The sequence below is a fragment of the Pseudomonas sp. VS40 genome (assembly GCF_018587885.1).
GTDB classification, from domain to species: domain Bacteria; phylum Pseudomonadota; class Gammaproteobacteria; order Pseudomonadales; family Pseudomonadaceae; genus Aquipseudomonas; species Aquipseudomonas pergaminensis.
Map to the genome: position 1 here is coordinate 116,062 of NZ_JAGYWD010000010.1, position 18,251 is coordinate 134,312.

The 18,251-nt window shown below is 59.8% G+C and carries 11 protein-coding genes; 3 read left to right on the top strand and 8 right to left on the bottom strand.

Annotation, left to right across the window (positions count from 1 at the left end; all coding sequences use genetic code 11):
* Nucleotides 1-59 precede the first annotated feature (59 nt).
* On the top strand, nucleotides 60-1,403 hold the full coding sequence (pssA, locus tag KHP07_RS25285; protein ID WP_099491152.1) for a CDP-diacylglycerol--serine O-phosphatidyltransferase: 1,344 nt from the start codon (nucleotides 60-62) through the stop codon (nucleotides 1,401-1,403).
* A 64-nt stretch (nucleotides 1,404-1,467) separates the two neighbouring features.
* Here the strand turns inward: pssA and efeO (KHP07_RS25290) are convergent, their stop codons facing one another.
* From efeO (KHP07_RS25290) to KHP07_RS25310, 5 genes are all read right to left on the bottom strand, one after another.
* On the bottom strand, nucleotides 1,468-2,286 hold the full coding sequence (efeO, locus tag KHP07_RS25290; protein WP_078048378.1) for an iron uptake system protein EfeO: 819 nt from the start codon (nucleotides 2,284-2,286) through the stop codon (nucleotides 1,468-1,470).
* A gap of 28 nt (nucleotides 2,287-2,314) precedes the next feature.
* Nucleotides 2,315-3,619: an iron uptake transporter deferrochelatase/peroxidase subunit gene (gene efeB, locus KHP07_RS25295; protein WP_078050918.1), complete on the bottom strand. Its 1,305-nt coding sequence runs from the start codon at nucleotides 3,617-3,619 to the stop codon at nucleotides 2,315-2,317.
* A gap of 14 nt (nucleotides 3,620-3,633) precedes the next feature.
* A complete protein-coding gene (efeO, locus tag KHP07_RS25300) occupies nucleotides 3,634-4,836 on the bottom strand; it encodes an iron uptake system protein EfeO (RefSeq protein WP_214498220.1) in 1,203 nt (400 codons plus the stop codon).
* A gap of 10 nt (nucleotides 4,837-4,846) precedes the next feature.
* On the bottom strand, nucleotides 4,847-5,692 hold the full coding sequence (gene efeU / locus KHP07_RS25305; protein ID WP_078048380.1) for an iron uptake transporter permease EfeU: 846 nt from the start codon (nucleotides 5,690-5,692) through the stop codon (nucleotides 4,847-4,849).
* Nucleotides 5,693-5,798: 106 nt separating this feature from the next.
* Nucleotides 5,799-7,193, bottom strand: a complete 1,395-nt coding sequence (locus KHP07_RS25310) for a J domain-containing protein (RefSeq protein ID WP_214498221.1) — start codon at nucleotides 7,191-7,193, stop codon at nucleotides 5,799-5,801.
* 130 nt (nucleotides 7,194-7,323) lie between these two features.
* Between KHP07_RS25310 and KHP07_RS25315 the strand changes: the two genes are divergently transcribed.
* Both KHP07_RS25315 and KHP07_RS25320 read left to right on the top strand, forming a co-directional pair.
* Nucleotides 7,324-8,340 carry an AraC family transcriptional regulator gene (locus KHP07_RS25315; protein WP_078048382.1) on the top strand — a complete coding sequence of 339 codons (1,017 nt, stop codon included), beginning with the start codon at nucleotides 7,324-7,326 and terminating at the stop codon, nucleotides 8,338-8,340.
* A gap of 196 nt (nucleotides 8,341-8,536) precedes the next feature.
* Nucleotides 8,537-12,052, top strand: a complete 3,516-nt coding sequence (locus KHP07_RS25320) for a hypothetical protein (protein WP_214498222.1) — start codon at nucleotides 8,537-8,539, stop codon at nucleotides 12,050-12,052.
* 196 nt (nucleotides 12,053-12,248) lie between these two features.
* Here KHP07_RS25320 and KHP07_RS25325 read toward each other — a convergent pair whose 3' ends face one another.
* Genes KHP07_RS25325 through mexE form a run of 3 tightly spaced genes read right to left on the bottom strand, consistent with a single transcriptional unit; the run spans nucleotide 12,249 to nucleotide 18,097 of the window.
* A complete protein-coding gene (locus tag KHP07_RS25325) occupies nucleotides 12,249-13,664 on the bottom strand; it encodes an efflux transporter outer membrane subunit (protein ID WP_214498223.1) in 1,416 nt (471 codons plus the stop codon).
* Nucleotides 13,661-16,840 carry an efflux RND transporter permease subunit gene (locus tag KHP07_RS25330; RefSeq protein ID WP_214498224.1) on the bottom strand — a complete coding sequence of 1,060 codons (3,180 nt, stop codon included), beginning with the start codon at nucleotides 16,838-16,840 and terminating at the stop codon, nucleotides 13,661-13,663. Before KHP07_RS25330 ends, KHP07_RS25325 begins: the two co-directional genes overlap by 4 nt.
* Nucleotides 16,841-16,855: 15 nt before the next feature.
* Nucleotides 16,856-18,097, bottom strand: coding sequence for a multidrug efflux RND transporter periplasmic adaptor subunit MexE (gene mexE / locus KHP07_RS25335; protein ID WP_099491276.1), 1,242 nt, complete (start codon nucleotides 18,095-18,097; stop codon nucleotides 16,856-16,858).
* Nucleotides 18,098-18,251: the final 154 nt, after the last annotated feature.

The following is an 18,251-nucleotide window of genomic DNA, read 5'->3' on the forward strand; positions in this document are numbered from 1 at the left end:
CTGGGCACCCCCATGGTGTAAGCTCGGGGACTCTTTGGATTCGACCCACTGCGAGCCTTATGCCGTCGTTCTTCAAACGCTCCTTGTTGCCCAAACTGCGCGGTTTCCCCGTTACTCCAGACGCCCTTGAGGTATTGTCCGGCGCCGACGCATACCGCCGTTGCCTACTGGAAAAAATCGCCCAGGCCACCCGGCGTATCTACATCGTCGCGCTGTATCTGCAGCACGACGAAGCGGGGCAGGAGATCTATGACGCCCTGCACGCAGCCAAGGCTGCGCGGCCGGAGTTGGACATCGTGGTGGTGGTCGACTGGCTGCGCGCCCAGCGCGGCCTGATCGGCGCCGGCAAACAACCGGGCAACAGCGCCTGGTACCAGGCCATGACCCAAAGCCACAGCAGCGAGGTGCCGGTGTATGGCGTGCCGGTGCAAACCCGCGAGCTGTTCGGCGTGCTGCACCTCAAGGGCTTCGTGATCGACGACAGCGTGCTGTACAGCGGCGCGAGCCTGAACAATGTGTACCTGCACAAGTTCGACAAGTACCGTTTCGACCGTTATCACCTGGTCCACAGCAAAGCCCTGGCGGATTCGATGCAGCACCTGGTGGAACACGGGCTGGTCGCCTCCAAGGCGGTCAATCGCCTGGACCTGCCCAACCCGCCCACCACACGCAGCTTGCGCAACGATATCGGCGACTTGCGCAGCCGCCTGAAACACGCGACCTACGACACCACCACGGGGCAATTGCCCAACGGGCATCTGTCGGTCAGCCCGTTGCTCGGGGTTGGCAAGAACAACCCGCTGAACCGGGTGATCCTCGAACTGATCGCCAGCGCCCAGCACCAACTGACCATCTGCACGCCGTACTTCAACCTGCCGCTGCCGGTCACCCGTGAAATCAACCGCGCGTTGGCGCGTGGGGTGAAGATCGACATCATCGTCGGTGACAAGACCGCCAACGACTTCTACATCCCGCCGAGCGAGCCATTCAAGGTCATTGCGGCGCTACCGTACCTGTACGAAATCAGCCTGCGCCGCTTCGCCAAGCGCCATCAGCCGATGATCGACAGCGGCCAGTTGAACCTGCACCTGTGGCGCGACGGTGACAACACCTACCACCTCAAGGGCATGTGGGTCGACCTGCGCTACACCTTGCTGACCGGCAACAACCTCAACCCGCGCGCGTTCCGCCTTGACCTGGAAAACGCCCTGTTGATCGACGACCCCCAGGGCCAGTGGCTTGAGCCGCGACGGACCGAGCTGGCGCAGATTTTCCAGCACACCACGCGTATCGAGCGTTACCAGGACTTGCAGACACTGCCGGACTACCCGGAGGCGGTCGGCAAGTTTCTGCGGCGGGTCAGTCGTGTGCGGATCGAGCGGTTGCTGTACCGAATCCTGTAAAACCTTCCGGCAAAAAAAGACCCGGCCCCTTCAACAAGGCCGGGTCTTTTTTTTGGCGTACGGTTTAGTTCAAGCCCAACTTGCCACGCAGGGTCGACAGGTCTTCCGCCAAGGTGTTGACCGGACCCACCAGGGCCTTGCGGTCGTTTTCCTTGACCTTGTCGTAGGTCTCGAAGCCGCCGTCCTTGGTCTTGTACTTGGCCAGGATCTTGTCCACGGTGGCGAAGTTTTTGTCGACCTTGGCCAGGAAGGCCTTGTCTTGCTTCTCGATCTGGCCACGGAACAGGTCGACGATTTTCTTCGCGCCGTCGATGTTGCCTTGGAAGTCATACAGGTCGGTGTGACTGTAGCGGTCTTCTTCGCCGGAGATCTTGGTGGCGGCGACTTCTTCCAACAGCGCTGCGGCACCGCCCACGACTTTCTCGGGTGGGAAGGTCAGGCCATCGACGCGGGTCTTGAGGTCGTTGACGTCGGTGTTGAGCTTGGCGGTCAGCGCTTCCAGGCCCTTGGTGGTGTTCTGCGAGAACAGCGCGTATTCGATACGGTGGAAGCCGGTGAAGTCTTCGGCGGTCACGCCTTTTTCATGGTCGTCGACACGGGAGTCGATGGACGCATCGAGGTCGCTGAACAGTTCGGCGATCGGCTCGATGGACTCATAGTGCACGCGGGTTGGTGCGTAGAGCTTCTTGGCGGTGGCCAGGTCGCCTTTGTTGATGGCGTCAGTGAAGGCTTGGGTCTGGGTGACCAGCTCGCCGATTTCTTCAGTGACGTAGATCTTGTAGTCCGACACCGGGCCAACCAGGTCCAGCGGCGCGGTAGCGGCGAACGCTGCCAACGGCGAAAGGGTCATTAACAACGACAACGCAATAGTCGACTTCTTCATGGGACGGTATCCGCTCTGGGTATGTTTATTAGGTGTTGGCAGTGGTTTGAGGGTGCGTTGCAGCGAGTAGCGTGCGCCCGATGAAATCCTGGGCCCCGGTGACGCCGGGCAAGGTGAAGAAATACCCGCCACCAACCGGCTTGAGGTATTCCTCCAGGGGCTCGCCGTTGAGCCGGGTTTGCACACTGATAAAGCCTTTCTCCAGGTCAGCCTGGTAGCAGATGAACAACAGCCCCATGTCCAGCTGACCGTTTTTGTTGACGCCGTTGGAGTAGTTGAACGGCCGGCGCAGGATCAGGTTCGCCTGAGTCTGCGGGGTGCGCGGGTTGGCCAGGCGGATGTGGGCATCGAGCTTGGTCAACTTGCCTTCCGGGTCCTTGCTGTAGTCGGGCACCTGGGTCTCTTTGTCGCCGTCCATGGGCGCACCGGTCGGCTTGATGCGGCCGATGATGCTCTCCTGTTCTTGCAGCGGGGTACGGTCCCAGCGCTCGACGAAGTTACGGATGATGCGCACGGCCTGGTAGCTGCCGTTGGCCGCCCAGGCCGGTTCGTCGCTGCCGGGCTGCACCCACACAATCTGGTCCATGGCCTTGGCGTCGTTGGAGTTGGGGTTGGCCGAGCCGTCACGGAAACCAAGGAAGTTGCGCGCGCTCTGGGCCGGCTCGCCAGGTTTGGCCGGCGCCTGTGGCGGCACGCTGCCTTCCTGCTTCCAGCGCACCAGCAACAGGTCGGGCAGGTTTTTCACGATGTCGCGCAGCGCGTGGATATTGGTGTCCGGGGTGTTGGAACTGAATTGCAGGCTCAAGTCGCCGTGGCACTGCGCCGGTTCCAGCGCATCGTTGGGGAAGCCGACCATGCGGCTCAGGCGTTTGGGCTTGACTGCCGTGAGACCAAAGCGCTCATCGAACAGCGATTCGCCGACGGACACGGTGATGGTCAGGTTGTCTGGCGTGACCACTGGGCCGAGGATGCCGGAATCGGTGGGCGGTAGCTTCGGGTCGACTTGTGGCACGGTGCCGCCGGTCATCAGGAAGGCGATGCGCTCGTTCAAGGTGCGGAACAGGCGCTCCAGGTCTTCGCGGTCGCTGGCCAGCACATCGAATGCCACGAGCATGCCGCAGGCTGGGCGTGGGGTGACGATACCGCTCTGGTGCTTGCCGAAAAAATCGTGGTGGTCCTGGGTCTTGTCGCTGCGTGGCGCAGTGGTGACTTGCTCGGCAGCGGCGGCCATGGCCGGGCAGGTCAGGGTGCTGCCAGCAATCGCAGCGCCAGTGGCGGCCATGCCCAACAGGACACGGCGGCGTTGGAGGTCAAATTGTGCGGAATCACTCATGTGTGCGGTCGTCTTCACTGCAGGCCAGAAAGGCCAAGGGCGGGGTCGATTCCATCGAGTGCAGCGGCCAGAGCCTTGGCCTTGTCGGCGATCTGCTTGCGCTGATCGGCGGTTACGCTGTCGTAGCGGCGGTACTGGCCGTCGACTTTCAATTCGTTGAGTTGGCTGTCGAAGGCCGTGAGAGCGCTGTCGACTTTAGGCAGCAGGTCTGGGGCAGACTTGGTCAGCAAAGGGCGCATCAGGTGAACGACTTTGTGGGCGGCCTCCAGGTTGGCAGCGAAACCATTCAGGTCGACGTGGCTGTAGCGTTCCTCTTCACCGCTGATGGCGCGTACATCGGCTAGGCTGTTGAGGTTGCGCACCACGATGCGCACCAGTTGCTCCGGCGGCAGCGACTGGGCCAGCAATTGTTGCTTGAGGGTGGTGACGTCGGTCAGCAAGCGCTGCGCAATTGGCGCCAGGCCGTCGAGGCTGCGTTGCTGGAACAGGCTGTATTCCAGGCGGTGGAAGCCGCTGAAGGCCGGGTCCTGCTCGCGTTTTTCAAAGTAGTCGGCGCGGGCGTTGATGGCATTGTCCAGCTCCGCCAGGCGTTGGGACGCCGGGGCCAGTCGCTGGTAAGCCTCCCGCGCAGGCACATAGAGCGCTTGTGCCTGGGCCAGGTCGCCGCTGTCGATGGCCTGCTGCAAGGCGGTGACCGCTTTGACCAATGCACTGCCTTGGCTGCTCAGGTACACGCGGAACTCCGACAGTGGCCCGATAAACGCCACCATCGACGGTTTGGCCTTGGCCTGCGCCTCGGACTCGGCAGTGGGCGTTACGCGCAAGGTGCCACGCGGGTTGCTCAGCAGCCCACAGGTGATCGCATAGTCACCGGGCAGCAGGTTAGCGTTGATCACTTGGCTCAGGCCGGGAGCGATGTTCTCGCGTTCTTCGACCACCAGCACGCCGTCGAGGATTTCCCATTCCACTGCACGGTCCGAGCGGTTGATGATGCGAAAGCTCGCACGGCCGGCGGGGACCGTCAGTTCATTCGGCTCACAGGCGTGGCCATGAATGGTCACGGCGATTTCATTGTGGTTGGTCTGGCGCTTGCTGGCCGCCAGTTGCGAGGCGTAATAGAACAGGCCTCCGGCGGCGATCATCACGACCACCGAGCCCGCCACGGCCCATCGCAGGGCGCGGGGTGGCGAGGACGGTTGAGGGGTTGGGTTGGACAAGAGGCGGTCCTTACTGGTTGGCAACAGAAGAAGGTGAGGCGGCAGGCTTGGACGGTGCGGAGGGCAGGAAGAACATCACCAGGGCCACCACCAGGTAAATCAGGTAGGCGCCGAGGGTGCTGAGGGTGGGCGCTTCCTGATAGCCGAACATCCCGGCCAGCACCGAGCCCAACGGGCTGTCCATGGGCAGCGCGGCGCTGAAGTCGAACAGCACGGTTTGCAAGTGGTTCCACACGCCGGCTTCGTGGAGGGCCTGTACCGAATTGGCGAGGATGCCGGCGGCCACCACGAGGATAAACAAGCCGGTCCAGCGGAAAAACGCACCGAGGTTCAGGCGCATGCTGCCGGTGTAGATCAGGAAACCGACGATGATCGCCAGGATCAAGCCGAGCAGGGCGCCAATCGGCGCGCCCGGGCCTTCACTTTGTTGGAACACCGCGAGCAGGAAGAACACGGTTTCCAGGCCTTCACGGGCCACGGCGAAAAACACCATGAGGATCAGCGCGGTGACCTGGTGCTTGGAACCGGCCAACGCGTGATCGAGGGATTCATGCAGGGAATGCTTGATGGAACGCGCCACCTTGCGCATCCAGAACACCATGGAGCTGAGGATGCCCACGGCGACCAGGCCGACGATGCCTTCGAACAATTCCTGCTGTTTTTGCGGGAATTCGGCGCTGACCAGTTCCAGGCCACCACCGACCAGCAGGGCCAGTGCGGCGGCGAGGAAAACGCCAATCCACACGGCGGGCATCCATTGGCCGCGGCCGGTCTGTTGCAGGTAGCTGGCGATAATGCCAACGATCAATGCGGCTTCAATGCCTTCGCGCAGCATGATGAGAAAAGGAACGAGCATTCGGCACCGCATCACAACTAGATAGGAGCCTAAGTTGTAACATAATGATACTCATTACTAAACAAGCAATCTTGACGTTTGCTGAACCCTGGCTGAACGGCGCGCGTCAGCCACGCCGGCCGAACAAACGCTGTGCGATCCCCAAGGCTTGCAGCGACACCCCATAGCCGATAAAGGCATAAGGGCCAAGGATGACCCAGATCAGCGCACCCAACAGCCAGCACGGCAGGATCTCGCGGATGAACAAGGGCGACGGTCGGCGAAAGCTCAGCCAGCGTGACAGCGGGGCGAGTCGGTCGTCGATTTCGCCGTAGCCATCAGTGGCTGGGCGCCAGATTGCCAGGATCATCAGCGCCGGTATCGTAATAAGAAACGCCCAGGTCGGCGCCATGCCGAGGGTTTCCATCAACGTGTGGTCGGTCACCTGCTGGTCGTGCACAGCCCAGCCGGCGGCCATGCCCAGCAGTGCCACGAACATCGGCCAGGGGCGGGTGGCACGTTCCCAGTCGCGCCAGAAGTACGGGTCACCGCCGGGCGTCAGGGCACAAAGTGACGGGAATTGGTTCAGGAGGGTTTCGCTGAGCGTACGGCAGGCGTTCCAGTCGGGCTCGCCAAAGCGTCGGGCGAACCGCTGGCGTTGTTCCAGCGGCATGTCGCCGAACAACAACCTTGCGGCGCGACACTGCGCATCGCGCGAATCCAGGCTGGCCTGGGCGAAGGTGTGCGCCTTGAAGCGCTCGAGTGCATTGCGCGCCTTGAGTTGCGACCACTCGGGTTCGGGGCAGGGGTTTTCCAACTCTTTGTCGGACCAGGCCTGTTGGGCACATAGGGTGTCGAACAATGCCTCGGACCAAAACCGGCTCGCCAGCAGGGTGCGGGCCAGCAGGTCGTTGATCCGTGCGTGACGGGCCAGCGGCTTGAGCCATTCGGTGTGGTTCAATTCGGTCAATGCGGCCTTGAACGCCTCGACCTGTTGTTGATCAAGCAACCCGACCAACCGCTGCTCGACGTGCGTAAACATCTGCTCCAACAGCACGCCGAGGCGGTACTCGGGTAGGCAAATCGGTGCTTCGCGTTGCCAGGGGCTGAGCCAATGCAAGTGGGTGACGGCCCATTCGCTGAACGCCGGGTCGGCCGATATCAGGCAGCGCTGCAGCAACAGGGCCTCGAATGCATCGGCACAGTCACTGTCCATGGCCTGCCGGTAGCGGTTGGCGAGATCGTTGGCAGTGGCGCCTGCGATCAGGGCTTGAGCCTGTTCGCCACGGGTGTCGGCTTCGTGCGTGGCCGGTTGCACGATATCGACAGGCACCGGTTGCGGCGAATCAGCGGCCGCGTCGAAGCGGTGCCACTCAAGGGCGTGCTCATAGGCCTCACGCAAGCGCTGGAAGCCGCTCGGGTCTTCGTCCGGGCGATGCTGCTTGAGCAACACCGCGTACTGGCGCTTGATTGTGCGCGTGTCGGCGTCGCGCGTCAGTCCAAGTACTTCCCAGCAACTCATCGGTTCAACATCCTGTCAGTAAAAATCCGGGCGCAGAATACCTGAGACCTGTTACGCGGCGCCTACTCTTTTATCGCGTGACTGCCTAAGATGGCGGCATTTCACCCCACCCAGGGCACGGACCGCGCCAATGTCGGAAAAAGACACCATCTCCCTCCACCTCGTGCGCGAAGCCTTGTTGCAAAGCTGCGTTCCTGGGGCGGCCACTGCCGAAGTGCTGCTTAAAGCCGGGATTGATCCGGCACTGTTGGCCGAGCCCAATGCACGGGTCTCGGCCACCACCTACGCGCGCCTGTGGCGTCTGCTGGCGCGGCGCATGGACGATGAGTTCTTTGGCATGGACCCGCGCAAGCTCAAGTCCGGCAGCCTGGCGTTTCTCTGTCGCGCCACGATGGCGCAACCCACCCTGGCCACCAGCCTGGAAATTGGCCTGGGGTTCCTGTCGCTGATGCTGGAGCGGATGCCCGCTGAACTGGTGCGTCAACAGAGTTTGGCAGAGATCGTATTGCTGGAACCCGAGTCCGAACCCAATCGGGCCTTCACCTACTTTACCTACTGGATGATCGTGCACGGCGTCGCGTGCTGGTTGGCGGGGCGGCGGATTCCGATCCTGGCGATTGAACTGCGCTGTCCAAAACCGGACTTCTGCGACGACTACCAGGTGATGTTTTCCGACAACCTGCGTTTCGATCGGCCGCGTACCCGCATGATCTTCTCCGCCGACTGCCTGGACCTGCCGATCAAGCGCAGCACAGAGGAACTCAAGCGCTTCCTGGCCCATGCGCCGGCCAACATTCTGGTCAAATACCGCGACCCGGACAGCCTCGCCACTCGCATCAAGCATGACCTGCGCCAGCGAGCCCCCGACACCTGGGAGGAAACCGAAGGCCTCGCCGCCAGCCTGTGCATCTCGGCCTCAACCTTGCGGCGCCGATTGGCAGAAGAAGGGCAAACCTACCAAGGCCTCAAGGACAGCGTGCGCAAGGAACTGGCCATTGTCTGGCTGGCTGAACCGCAGATCAGCTTTGCGGAGATCGCCGCGCGGCTTGGGTTCGCCGATACCAGCTCCTTTTACAAGGCCTTCCGCAAGTGGGCCGGTTCCAACCCTGGGCACTATCGCAGCTTGATTTTGGATGGCGCTGAGTGAGGCCGAGTACCACAAGGCAATGCGACTAATCCGATAGGAAACACGCACCTCCCAACGAAAGTGAAACACTCGGCAACGTGCCCAATTCGCAACCGCAATACATGGATAAACACGCCCGAATGGCTCAGGACAACTCCTACATCATGTAAAGGTAGCGGTTTACAGAATGAAGTCTCCTAAATACTGGAGTACTTATATGAGTGTGCAAACCGTTAATACTGGGGGCGTGTCGAGACCTAACTATTCTCCTAACGGCCGAGATGAAACAGTCAGGCGTGAGCTGTCTGATCCGCAGGAGACCGCCCAATCGGGTGTATCAGCTAATGAACCTGTTTCGCGAACTTCCTCTGGGGGGGTGGACGAGGCCATTAAAGCGGCAAAAATAGAGGACGATAAACTGGCCGCAACTGTAGCAGATTCGCACGTAGACATCGGATGGTGGAAGTGGCCGTCGGATAAGTCATCGGTGGGTCAGTGGCTCAAACTTTACAATAAATCATGGAACTCCGAGGCGTTGCAGACCTGGGTAAAGGCGCAGAACTTAGTGCCTGACTCACTTCGTCTTCGGGGTTTCACGCTCACCGCACAAAAAAGGGTCGATGGTAAACTTACCGCCGTCAAGTTTACCCCGTCAGACAAGTCGGGTTGGTGGCCGCTAGGACGCCAAGCTATTGAGAGTGCTGCCATGCTGGACCCGCAACGTACAGGCCTGGCTGGTAATGGCAACGCTAAACTCTCACCCAAAGAGGTCATGGCATTCTACGGAGGAACCTGGCCGATCAACACTGTCGAAGCCCGCGAACTCAAGAGAGATGGTTTCCCTGCCGTAAACGCTGCTGATAATCCCACACGTGGACCTATGGCTCAGCAATTAACATTGCGCCAGTATCAGGACACGGAGCAAGAATCCGCGTTGATAAAAACATTACTCGGCGCTATCAAGGATAAACCGGACGATGAAAAAATCGATTTAGCGACGATCCGGTCGGACATTGTACCGGGGTCATCACTTGCCTCTGCCAATTCGTCAAAGCCCGAGCTATTGAAGAAGCTGAGGCAACTTCCCCAGATGGCTTCTATTCTGCTAGCGCACCAGGCGGATTGGTATGCTCCCACTCGCCTGGTAGATGGCCAATTGTTCATAAAGAGCCGTGGTAAATCCGGGACGTGGAAAAATGTGACCGCGCAAGTTCGAGCCAATGCCGTATTGGCCCCACTGCTCGATAACGCTATCGAAAAGGCCAAAAGTACCGGGGGTATCATCAACTCGGGAGCAAGGGCCGACGCCGTGCAGATGCTGCGTGCTTCCGGACTTGACGACTTTCCCAGCACACCCACGGTGAAGGAACTGCGGAACCTGATCAACTGGAAACTTAATCCAATCCCACCTGGAAGTTCACTTGGCAGCTATGGCCGGGAATATCTGACGGATTCCGAAACGCCGAGCGCCGACCATCGCCACCGAGTGCGCCGTACTGCGACTGACAATGACCCGGACGCAAAGTTAACCCTATTCGATTGCTCGCCTAAACCGCGGGCCGGTAAAACCTTGGAGCAAATACGTAAGAATGCCGACAAACTCATTGCCCAGGCGTTAAGCCAGGGAGAAGGGTTGGCACGTAGCCAAACCATTCTCACCCGGTTTGACGGCGAACTCCCTTTCGCGATCGCGGACGCCACTCCCGGTGATCGACAACAGTTGCTGATGCTACGCGATATGCTTCGCGTTGATATAGACCTGGGTAAAAAACGTAATCTTATTGCGGGCTACAACCTGTATTCAGCATCGAATGCGGGGAAAAAGCTGTCTGAGGTGCGGGATGAGTTGGAAAAACACATAAGTGTCACTAAAAAGCTCCCCATGGAGCAGGCTGTACTGATGACGCATGGCTTGCTGGCGACGGTCGCTCCAGAGTTCCTGGTTAAGGGGGCTGGCGCGGAACGGGTGGGGAGTTTGACGCATGTTAACTTGCGTATTCAGACCGCCCTCGTGGAAATGGCCTCTCAAGGCAGTTCGCGGGAAATGGATGTAGCGCAAGTCAGCTCACGCAGTGTCTTGACGCCTATAACCAGCAGCCATGAGGAATTGCAAACCGCGCTGAGCGCGGGGCCTATTTATGACTGGGCCCTTGCACAGGGGCTTGTCACCGCCGAGGACGATTACTCGGAATCAGCAGTCAAGCGGGCACTCACAAGCTACAACCAGCGTCTTGAAAACTACAGCGCGATGAACAGTGATCTGGATAGCGCTCGCATGGGTGTTATTTCCCGTTCTGAAATGGCGAAGCAAGCGTTAGAGAAAGTGTCTCCAGGTAATGAGAATTTTTTCAGTAAGCGCATCATCTATGCTGAACCAGACTCGTTGATATATAAAACCGTAAAAGCAGTTAAGGCTCTGCATCCACTTGTTCCGGACGGAACCACTGTTGATGGAAAGTCCGTCTCAACGGCCGAGCATGCGGTTGGCACCCACTCGATCTTGGATTTGTATATGTCGGGCGTGCTGACCGCAAAGAATGTGGACACCGTGCAATGGAAGTTTGCCAGCGCCGCAGATCGGCTTAAGTTCGAATCGCTAAAGTCTCAGTTGTCAAAGTTAGAGCCTTTAGGCGACGTGTTCGATGACGTGTTCAATGACGGAACCCAACACCTGGAAAAATTCGTCCTTCAGTCGGCCAGGGTAATTATGAGCGACATGCCTCTTGAAGACAGAGTCCGGTTAGAGTTCGGAGAGGTCTTCGTAGTGGGTGCATCCCCCTACCAATTATCGGACGGGAGCAAGCTCTCTCAAGCGCAGGCTCAACAAAAAATGGGGCCTCTAATATATGCCAAGGACACTACAGGCGATCAGTGCTATGAAATGCTTCCCTCAGGAGAGGGCTACGTCCTGCGTCCAGAGTACTTGCCGGCGATGAGAGCCCTGGCCGACCATGATAAGAAGTGGGTGCGCGTCTATAAAAATAGCTATCCGGAGTTGCCGGCTGACCTCGACATCTTGAGCTACTTTCCTGCAGATAAACAAGATCGAAGCGAATCCAACCAGGTGCCGAACACCTTTTCATCCAAGAGAACCGATGAACTCATTAAGACCTTCAAGGATAATCAGTTATTCCTGAATCGTAAGTTGATGTTGGAAAGCGCCAGGGGGGTAACAACGAATGAGGCCATTCAGAAGCGATTTGAAGCAGCCGAATCATTTATTATCAATACGATAATTCCTTTCAAATCCAATATTGAAGACCTCGCGTCAGGCGATCCCAAACGCATGGCGATGGGGGCAATCGGACTCGGGTTGGAAATTTTCGGGGCGTTGTTTGTAGTAGCCGGTGCTGTCGGTGCAGCTGCAAAAGCTGCCACGACAGCGGCAAAACTTGCGCAGTATGGTAGGGCCGCCCTCTCGATGTTCAATTTACCGGGTGCTGTTATAGACACGAGTAAAGGGTTGTACCGTCTCACATCTATCGGGGTTAGAAGCATAGGCACGCATGCGCCTAAAGCCTTGGCTAAAGGTGTTTCCAATTTCCGGTCGTTGGCGTCTAGTGCGGGTAAGAGTAATCATGGGTACTTCAGGAATTCATTTAAACCCTGGACAACCAATGATACGGTAGGGCTGCTGTCTAACACAGGGTTGATCAATACCGGAATCGGAACTGAGGCGTACGTCCAACAACCCCCACCTGTTCCTTCGCAAGGTACTGCTGTAACCGTTTGAACGCCATGAGTTGCTTGTAATGTTTCGAGCACGGATGCTCAACAGTCTTTATTTTTTTTATGCATACACCACGCACTGCTGCGTTGGATTTTTATTCGAAAGAATCACATAAAAGCTTTCAAAAAAAACCCCGTGACCGAATGGACCACGGGGCAAAAAATTGGCTGGATGCGACCAACCAAAGGAGCTCTTTACATCACTTAGCGCTGGCGACCACCGTGTCCGGCTGCCAGCCACCACCGAGTGCCTTGTAGATCGCAACAATGCCGCGATACAGGTCTACTTCGGCTTGGGCCTGGGAGTCTTCGGCGGCCAAACGTTCACGCTGGGCGTCGAGCAATACCAGGAAGTCCACAGTGCCCTCGCGGTAGCGGATTGCGGCCAGGTCGGCGGCGGCGCGGCTGGATTCGCTTTGGCGGATCAGCGATACCAAACGCTGCTGGCGCTTGCCGTAGTCACTGAAGGCATTCTCGGACTCTTCCAGCGCCAACAGCACTTGCTGCTCGTAGGTTGCCAGGGCGCCATCCGCCTCGGCATCGGCGCCACGCAAACGGGCGCGCACGCTGCCCAGGTCAAACGCGGCCCAGGTGATGCTCGGGCCAAGGGCCCAGGCATTGGCGGCGGACGAGCCGATCTGCGAACCGCGCCCGGCGGTGAAGCCGAGGAAGCCGCTGAGGCTGACCCGTGGGAACAGGTCTGCCTTGGCCACGCCGATACGCGCGGTGGCGGCGGCCAGTTTGCGTTCGGCGCTGAGGATGTCCGGGCGACGTTGCAGCAGTTGCCCCGGGTCGCCAATCGGCAACGCCTTGGCGATCGCCGGCAGGTCTTTCGGCCCCAGGTCGACGGTCAGCTTGTCGGGACGCTGGCCGAGGAGGGTGGCGATGCGGTTACGCTCACGCACTTGTTCGGCTTGCAGTTGCGGCACGCTGGCTTCGACTGCCGCGAGGCGTGCGTCGGCACGCTCCACGTCGAGTTGGTCGCCCACACCGGCATCCCGCAGACTGACCGTGATGGTGCGCGATTCCTGCTGGTTCTTCAGGTTGTCCAGGGCAATGCGTTCACGCAGTTGCGCGCCCCGCAATTGGCCGTAGGCGTCCACCAGTTCGGCAATCATGGTGACTTGCAGCTGGTACAAGTCAGCCTCGGCAGCCTGCTGGTCGGCGTCGGTGGCTTCCAGGTTGCGCTGGATGCGGCCGAACAGGTCCAGCTCCCAGGCCATGTCCAGGCCGAGGTCGTAACGCTCGGTCTTGACGCGGCTAGTGGTCTGGCCTGGGATCTGGCCTTTGCCCTGGTCACTGCTGATCCGGCTGGTGATGGTCGGCATGGCGTCATTGCTGGCGTCATCGCGGATCGCACGGGCCGCCCGCAGGCGGGCAAAAGCGACGCGCAGATCACGGTTACCTTGCAGCGATTGGGTCACCAACTGGTTGAGGGTCGGGTCCTCGAACTGCTGCCACCAGATGCCTTCGAACTTGGCATGGTCATACTTCTTGGCATCGGCAGCGGCCGTGATATTGGCCGCCTCCGGGGTTTGGGTCTTGTAGTCCGGGCCTACGGCACAAGCGCTCAGCGCCAGTACCAGCAAGCTCGGCAGGAATACTTTCACACTCATTGCTGTGTCTCCAGCTTCAAGGCCTTGGCCGCTTTGCGTGCCTCTTGGCGCTCCACATAGCGACGGATCAGTACGTAGAACACTGGCGTCAGCAACAGACCGAAGAAGGTCACACCGATCATCCCGGAGAACACCGCCACGCCCATGGCGTGACGCATCTCGGCACCCGCACCGCTGGACAACACCAGTGGCACCACACCCATGATGAAGGCGAACGAGGTCATCAGGATCGGCCGCAGACGCAGACGGCAGGCTTCCAGTACCGCGGCGAGCGGGTCGAGGCCTTCTGCCTGTTTATCCTTGGCGAACTCGACGATCAGAATCGCGTTCTTACACGCCAGGCCCACCAGTACGATCAAGCCGATCTGGGTGAAGATGTTGTTGTCGCCGCCCGAGATGATCACCCCGGTAATCGCCGACAGCAGCGTCATCGGTACGATCAGGATCACCGCCAATGGCAGGCTCCAGCTTTCGTATTGGGCGGCCAGTACCAGGAACGCCAGCAGTACGCAGAGCGGGAACACGAACAGCGCAGTGTTGCCCGAGAGGATTTGCTGATAAGTCAGGTCGGTCCACTCGTAGGTCATGCCGTTGGGCAGTTCCTCTTTCAGCAGTTTCTCGATCGCCGCTTCAGCCTGGCCCGAGCTGTAGCCCGGTGCAGCGTTGCCGTTGATTTCAGCGGTGATAAAGCCGTTGTAGTGCATCACGCGGTCCGGCCCGGAGGTGTCGCTGACCTTGATGAAGGTCGCCAGCGGGATCATCTCGCCTTTGTTGTTGCGCACTTTCAGCTGGCCGATCTGGTCTTCATCCAGGCGGAACTGCTGCTCAGCCTGCACGTTGACCTGGTAGGTGCGGCCGAAGCGGTTGAAGTCGTTGGCATACAACGAGCCCAGGTAGATCTGCAGGGTGTCGAAGATGTCGCTGATCGCCACGCCGTGGGTCTTGGCCTTTTCGCGGTCGATGGCAGCATCGACCTGGGGCACGTTGACCGTGTAGCTGGTGAACAGGCCGAACAGTTCCGGCGTGGTGCGGCTCTTGGTGATGATGTTCTGCACTTCTTTGTACAGCTCGTCGTAACCCAGGTTGCCGCGGTCTTCGATCTGCAGGCGGAAACCACCAATCGTGCCCAGGCCCTGTACCGGCGGCGGTGGGAAGATCGCCATGTAGGCTTCCTGGATGCTGCTGTACTTGCCATTCAAGGCACCGGCAATCGCACCGGCGGACATGCTCGGGTCCTTACGCTCGTCGAACGGTTTCAAGGTCACGAACACGATGCCGCTGTTCGGGCTGTTGGTGAAACCGTTGATCGACAGGCCCGGGAACGCTACGGCGCTTTCCACGCCTGGTTGTTTCAGGGCGATGTCGGACATGCGCTTGATCACGTCTTCGGTGCGATCCAGGCTCGCGGCGTCCGGCAATTGGGCGAAGGCCACCAGGTACTGCTTGTCCTGGGCCGGTACGAAACCGGTCGGCGTGTGGGCAAAGCCCAGCCAGGTCAGGACCATCAGGCCGGCGTACAGGAACAGCGCGATACCACTGCCACGGATCACGCGGCGCACGGTGCCGACATAACCATGACTGGCCTTGTCAAAGAAGCGGTTGAACGGTTTGAACAACCAGCCGCCCAGCAACTTGTCGAGGAACTTGGAGAAACCATCCTTCGGCGCGTTGTGGCCCTTGAGCAATACGGCAGCCAGGGCAGGGGACAGGGTCAGTGAGTTGAACGCCGAGATCACCGTGGAGATCGCAATGGTCAAGGCGAACTGCTTATAGAACTGCCCGGTCAAGCCGCTGATGAAGGCCGCAGGTACGAACACCGCACACAACACCAACGCGGTGGCGATGATCGGGCCGGTCACTTCGCTCATGGCCTTTTCAGTAGCCGGGAACGGTTCCAGGCCCAGTTCGATGTTCCGTTCGACGTTCTCCACCACCACGATGGCGTCGTCCACCACGATACCGATGGCCAGTACCAATCCGAACAGTGACAACGCGTTGAGCGAGAAGCCAAACAGGTGCATTACCGCAAACGTACCGATCAACGATACCGGTACCGCCACCAACGGAATGATCGAGGCGCGCCAGGTCTGCAGGAACAGGATCACCACCAATACCACCAGGATCAGCGCTTCGAACAGCGTATGCACCACCGCTTCGATGGAGCCGCGCACGAAGATGGTCGGGTCATAGACGATGCTGTAGTCCATGCCTTGCGGGAAGCTCTTTTTCAGCTCCTCCATCTTGCCGCGTACTTCGTTGGAGATCTCGATGGCGTTGGAGCCAGGGCGCTGGAAGATCGGAATCGCCACGGCCGGCTGGTTGTTGAGCAACGAACGCAGGGCGTATTGGCTGGAGCCCAGCTCCACCCGTGCGATGTCTTTGAGGCGGGTGATTTCACCGTTATCGCCGGAGCGAATAATGATGTTCTCGAACTCTTCCTCGGTCACCAGGCGACCTTGGGTGTTCACCGACAACTGGAACGCAGTGGCGGTCGGTGCTGGTTGCGCACCCAGGGCACCGGCGGCCACTTGACGGTTCTGCTCACGGATTGCCGTCACCACGTCAGTGGCCGTCAGGTTGCGCGAAGCGGTCTTGTTCGGGTCCAGCCATACACGCAACGAGTAGTCGCCCATGCCGAACAGCTGCACGTCACCCACACCGCCCAGACGCGCCAACTCATCCTTCACATTGAGCAAGGCATAGTTGGACAGGTACAGCATGTCGTAGCGCTGATCCGGGGAGGTCAAGTGCACCACCATGGTCAGGTCGGGGGAGGCCTTGTCCACGGTGATACCGATGCGTGTCACTTCCTCAGGCAGCTTCGGCTGAGTCCGGGTCACACGGTTTTGCACTTGCACCTGCGCGTTGTCCAGGTCGGTGCCCAGGGCGAAGGTGATGGTCAGGGTCAGCTTGCCGTCGGCGGTCGACTGCGAGGACATGTACAACATGTTCTCGACGCCGGTGATCGCCTGCTCCAGCGGCGCGGCCACGGTTTCACCGATGACTTTAGGGTTGGCGCCCGGGAAGTTGGCACGTACCACGACGGTCGGCGGCACCACTTCCGGGTATTCGCTGATCGGCAGTTGGAACAGCGAAATTGCACCGGCGATCAGGATCAGCAGCGAAAGCACCGCTGCGAAGATCGGCCGCGAAATGAAGAACTTGGAAAAATTCATCTTGAGTTGTATCCCTTAACCGCGTGGAGTCGCAGCGCTGGCAAGTTTCGGCGCGGCTTTATCCGGCGCCACTTGTTCCAGGTTGCTGGCTTCAAGCGCTTGTCGTTGTTGGGCCAAGGCGGCGAGGGTTTCCTTGCTGGCCATCGGAATGGTTTCCGGGGCGACCGGCGAGCCAGGGCGCACGCGCTGCAGGCCCTTGACGATAATGGTGTCGTCCTTGTTCAGGCCGCTGCGCACGATGCGCAAACCTTCGATCTTCGGCCCCAGTTCCACCGCGCGATAGGCCGGCTTGTCGCCGTCCATCACCAGCACGAACTTCTTGCCCAGGTCGGTGCCGACAGCTTCGTCGTTGATCAACACGGCGGAGTAGGTGCCGCTGCCGACCAGCTTCAGGCGTGCATACAGCCCAGGGGTGTATTCGCCCTTGCTGTTGTCGAACACGGCGCGACCACGGATGGTGCCGGTGGCTGGGTTGACCTGGTTGTCGACAAAGTTCATCTGGCCCAGGTGCGGGTTGCCGGTCTCGTTGGACAGGCCCAGGTAAACCGGAGTGGTCGCACCACGACGGCCTTGGCGGGCCAGTTCGGTGTACTTGAGGAACACACGCTCATCGGCGTCGAAGTAGGCGTAGACCTTGTCGGTGGAGACCACGCTGGTCAGCGCGGTGACGTCGGCGGTCACCAAGTTGCCGGCGGTGATTTCGGCACGACTGACACGGCCGCTGATCGGCGAGGTCACGCGGGTAAAGCTCAGGTTCAGCTTGGCCAGATCCAACTGCGCCTGGATCCCGGCGACGGCGGCGCGGGCTTCCTGGGCGGACGTGGTGCGCGAATCGGCCAGTTCGGCGGAGATCGCATTGCTCTGGCGCAGGCGCTCGCCACGTTGCGCTTCGTTATCGCTGCGGGTTGCCGCGGCGCGGGTTTGTTGCAACTGGGCTTCAAGGCGGCGCACTTCGGCCTGGAAAGGACGCGGGTCGATCTGGAACAGCAGGTCGCCTTTCTTCACCAGGGCGCCTTCGGTGAAGGCCACCTGATCGATCTGGCCGGACACGCGCGGACGGATCTGCACGGTTTCCGGGGCTTCCAAACGACCGGTGAACTCATCCCACTCGTTGACCGGTTGTTCCAGCACCTTGGCCACGCTGACTTTGGCAGCTGGCATGGCGGCCGCTTGTTCCGGGCTCTTGCCGCACGCGCTCATCACGACCACGGCCAAAATCGCCAGAGGGAAGCGCAAATGTTTGAGTGACTGTTCCATGAGGTGCATCCGCCAATGTATTTGAGATGGGCGGATCATGCGCGGCGAGGTGCTATGTCACGAATCGAATGAAGCAAAGGTAACTATCATTCGGAATGATATAAGCGAGCGATTAGCCCTCTAGCATGGGGGTTTCGTTAGGGGGCTATCAATA

Excerpts from the sequence above, each read along its gene's own strand:
- KHP07_RS25320 (WP_214498222.1), top strand. The coding sequence starts at position 8,537 with ATGAGTGTGCAAACCGTTAATACTGGGGGCGTGTCGAGACCTAACTAT.
- efeB (WP_078050918.1), bottom strand. The coding sequence starts at position 3,619 with ATGAGTGATTCCGCACAATTTGACCTCCAACGCCGCCGTGTCCTGTTG.
- KHP07_RS25330 (WP_214498224.1), bottom strand. The coding sequence starts at position 16,840 with ATGAATTTTTCCAAGTTCTTCATTTCGCGGCCGATCTTCGCAGCGGTG.
- mexE (WP_099491276.1), bottom strand. The coding sequence starts at position 18,097 with ATGGAACAGTCACTCAAACATTTGCGCTTCCCTCTGGCGATTTTGGCC.
- pssA (WP_099491152.1), top strand. The coding sequence starts at position 60 with ATGCCGTCGTTCTTCAAACGCTCCTTGTTGCCCAAACTGCGCGGTTTC.
- KHP07_RS25315 (WP_078048382.1), top strand. The coding sequence starts at position 7,324 with ATGTCGGAAAAAGACACCATCTCCCTCCACCTCGTGCGCGAAGCCTTG.
- efeU (WP_078048380.1), bottom strand. The coding sequence starts at position 5,692 with ATGCTCGTTCCTTTTCTCATCATGCTGCGCGAAGGCATTGAAGCCGCA.
- KHP07_RS25310 (WP_214498221.1), bottom strand. The coding sequence starts at position 7,193 with ATGAGTTGCTGGGAAGTACTTGGACTGACGCGCGACGCCGACACGCGC.
- KHP07_RS25325 (WP_214498223.1), bottom strand. The coding sequence starts at position 13,664 with ATGAGTGTGAAAGTATTCCTGCCGAGCTTGCTGGTACTGGCGCTGAGC.
- efeO (WP_078048378.1), bottom strand. The coding sequence starts at position 2,286 with ATGAAGAAGTCGACTATTGCGTTGTCGTTGTTAATGACCCTTTCGCCG.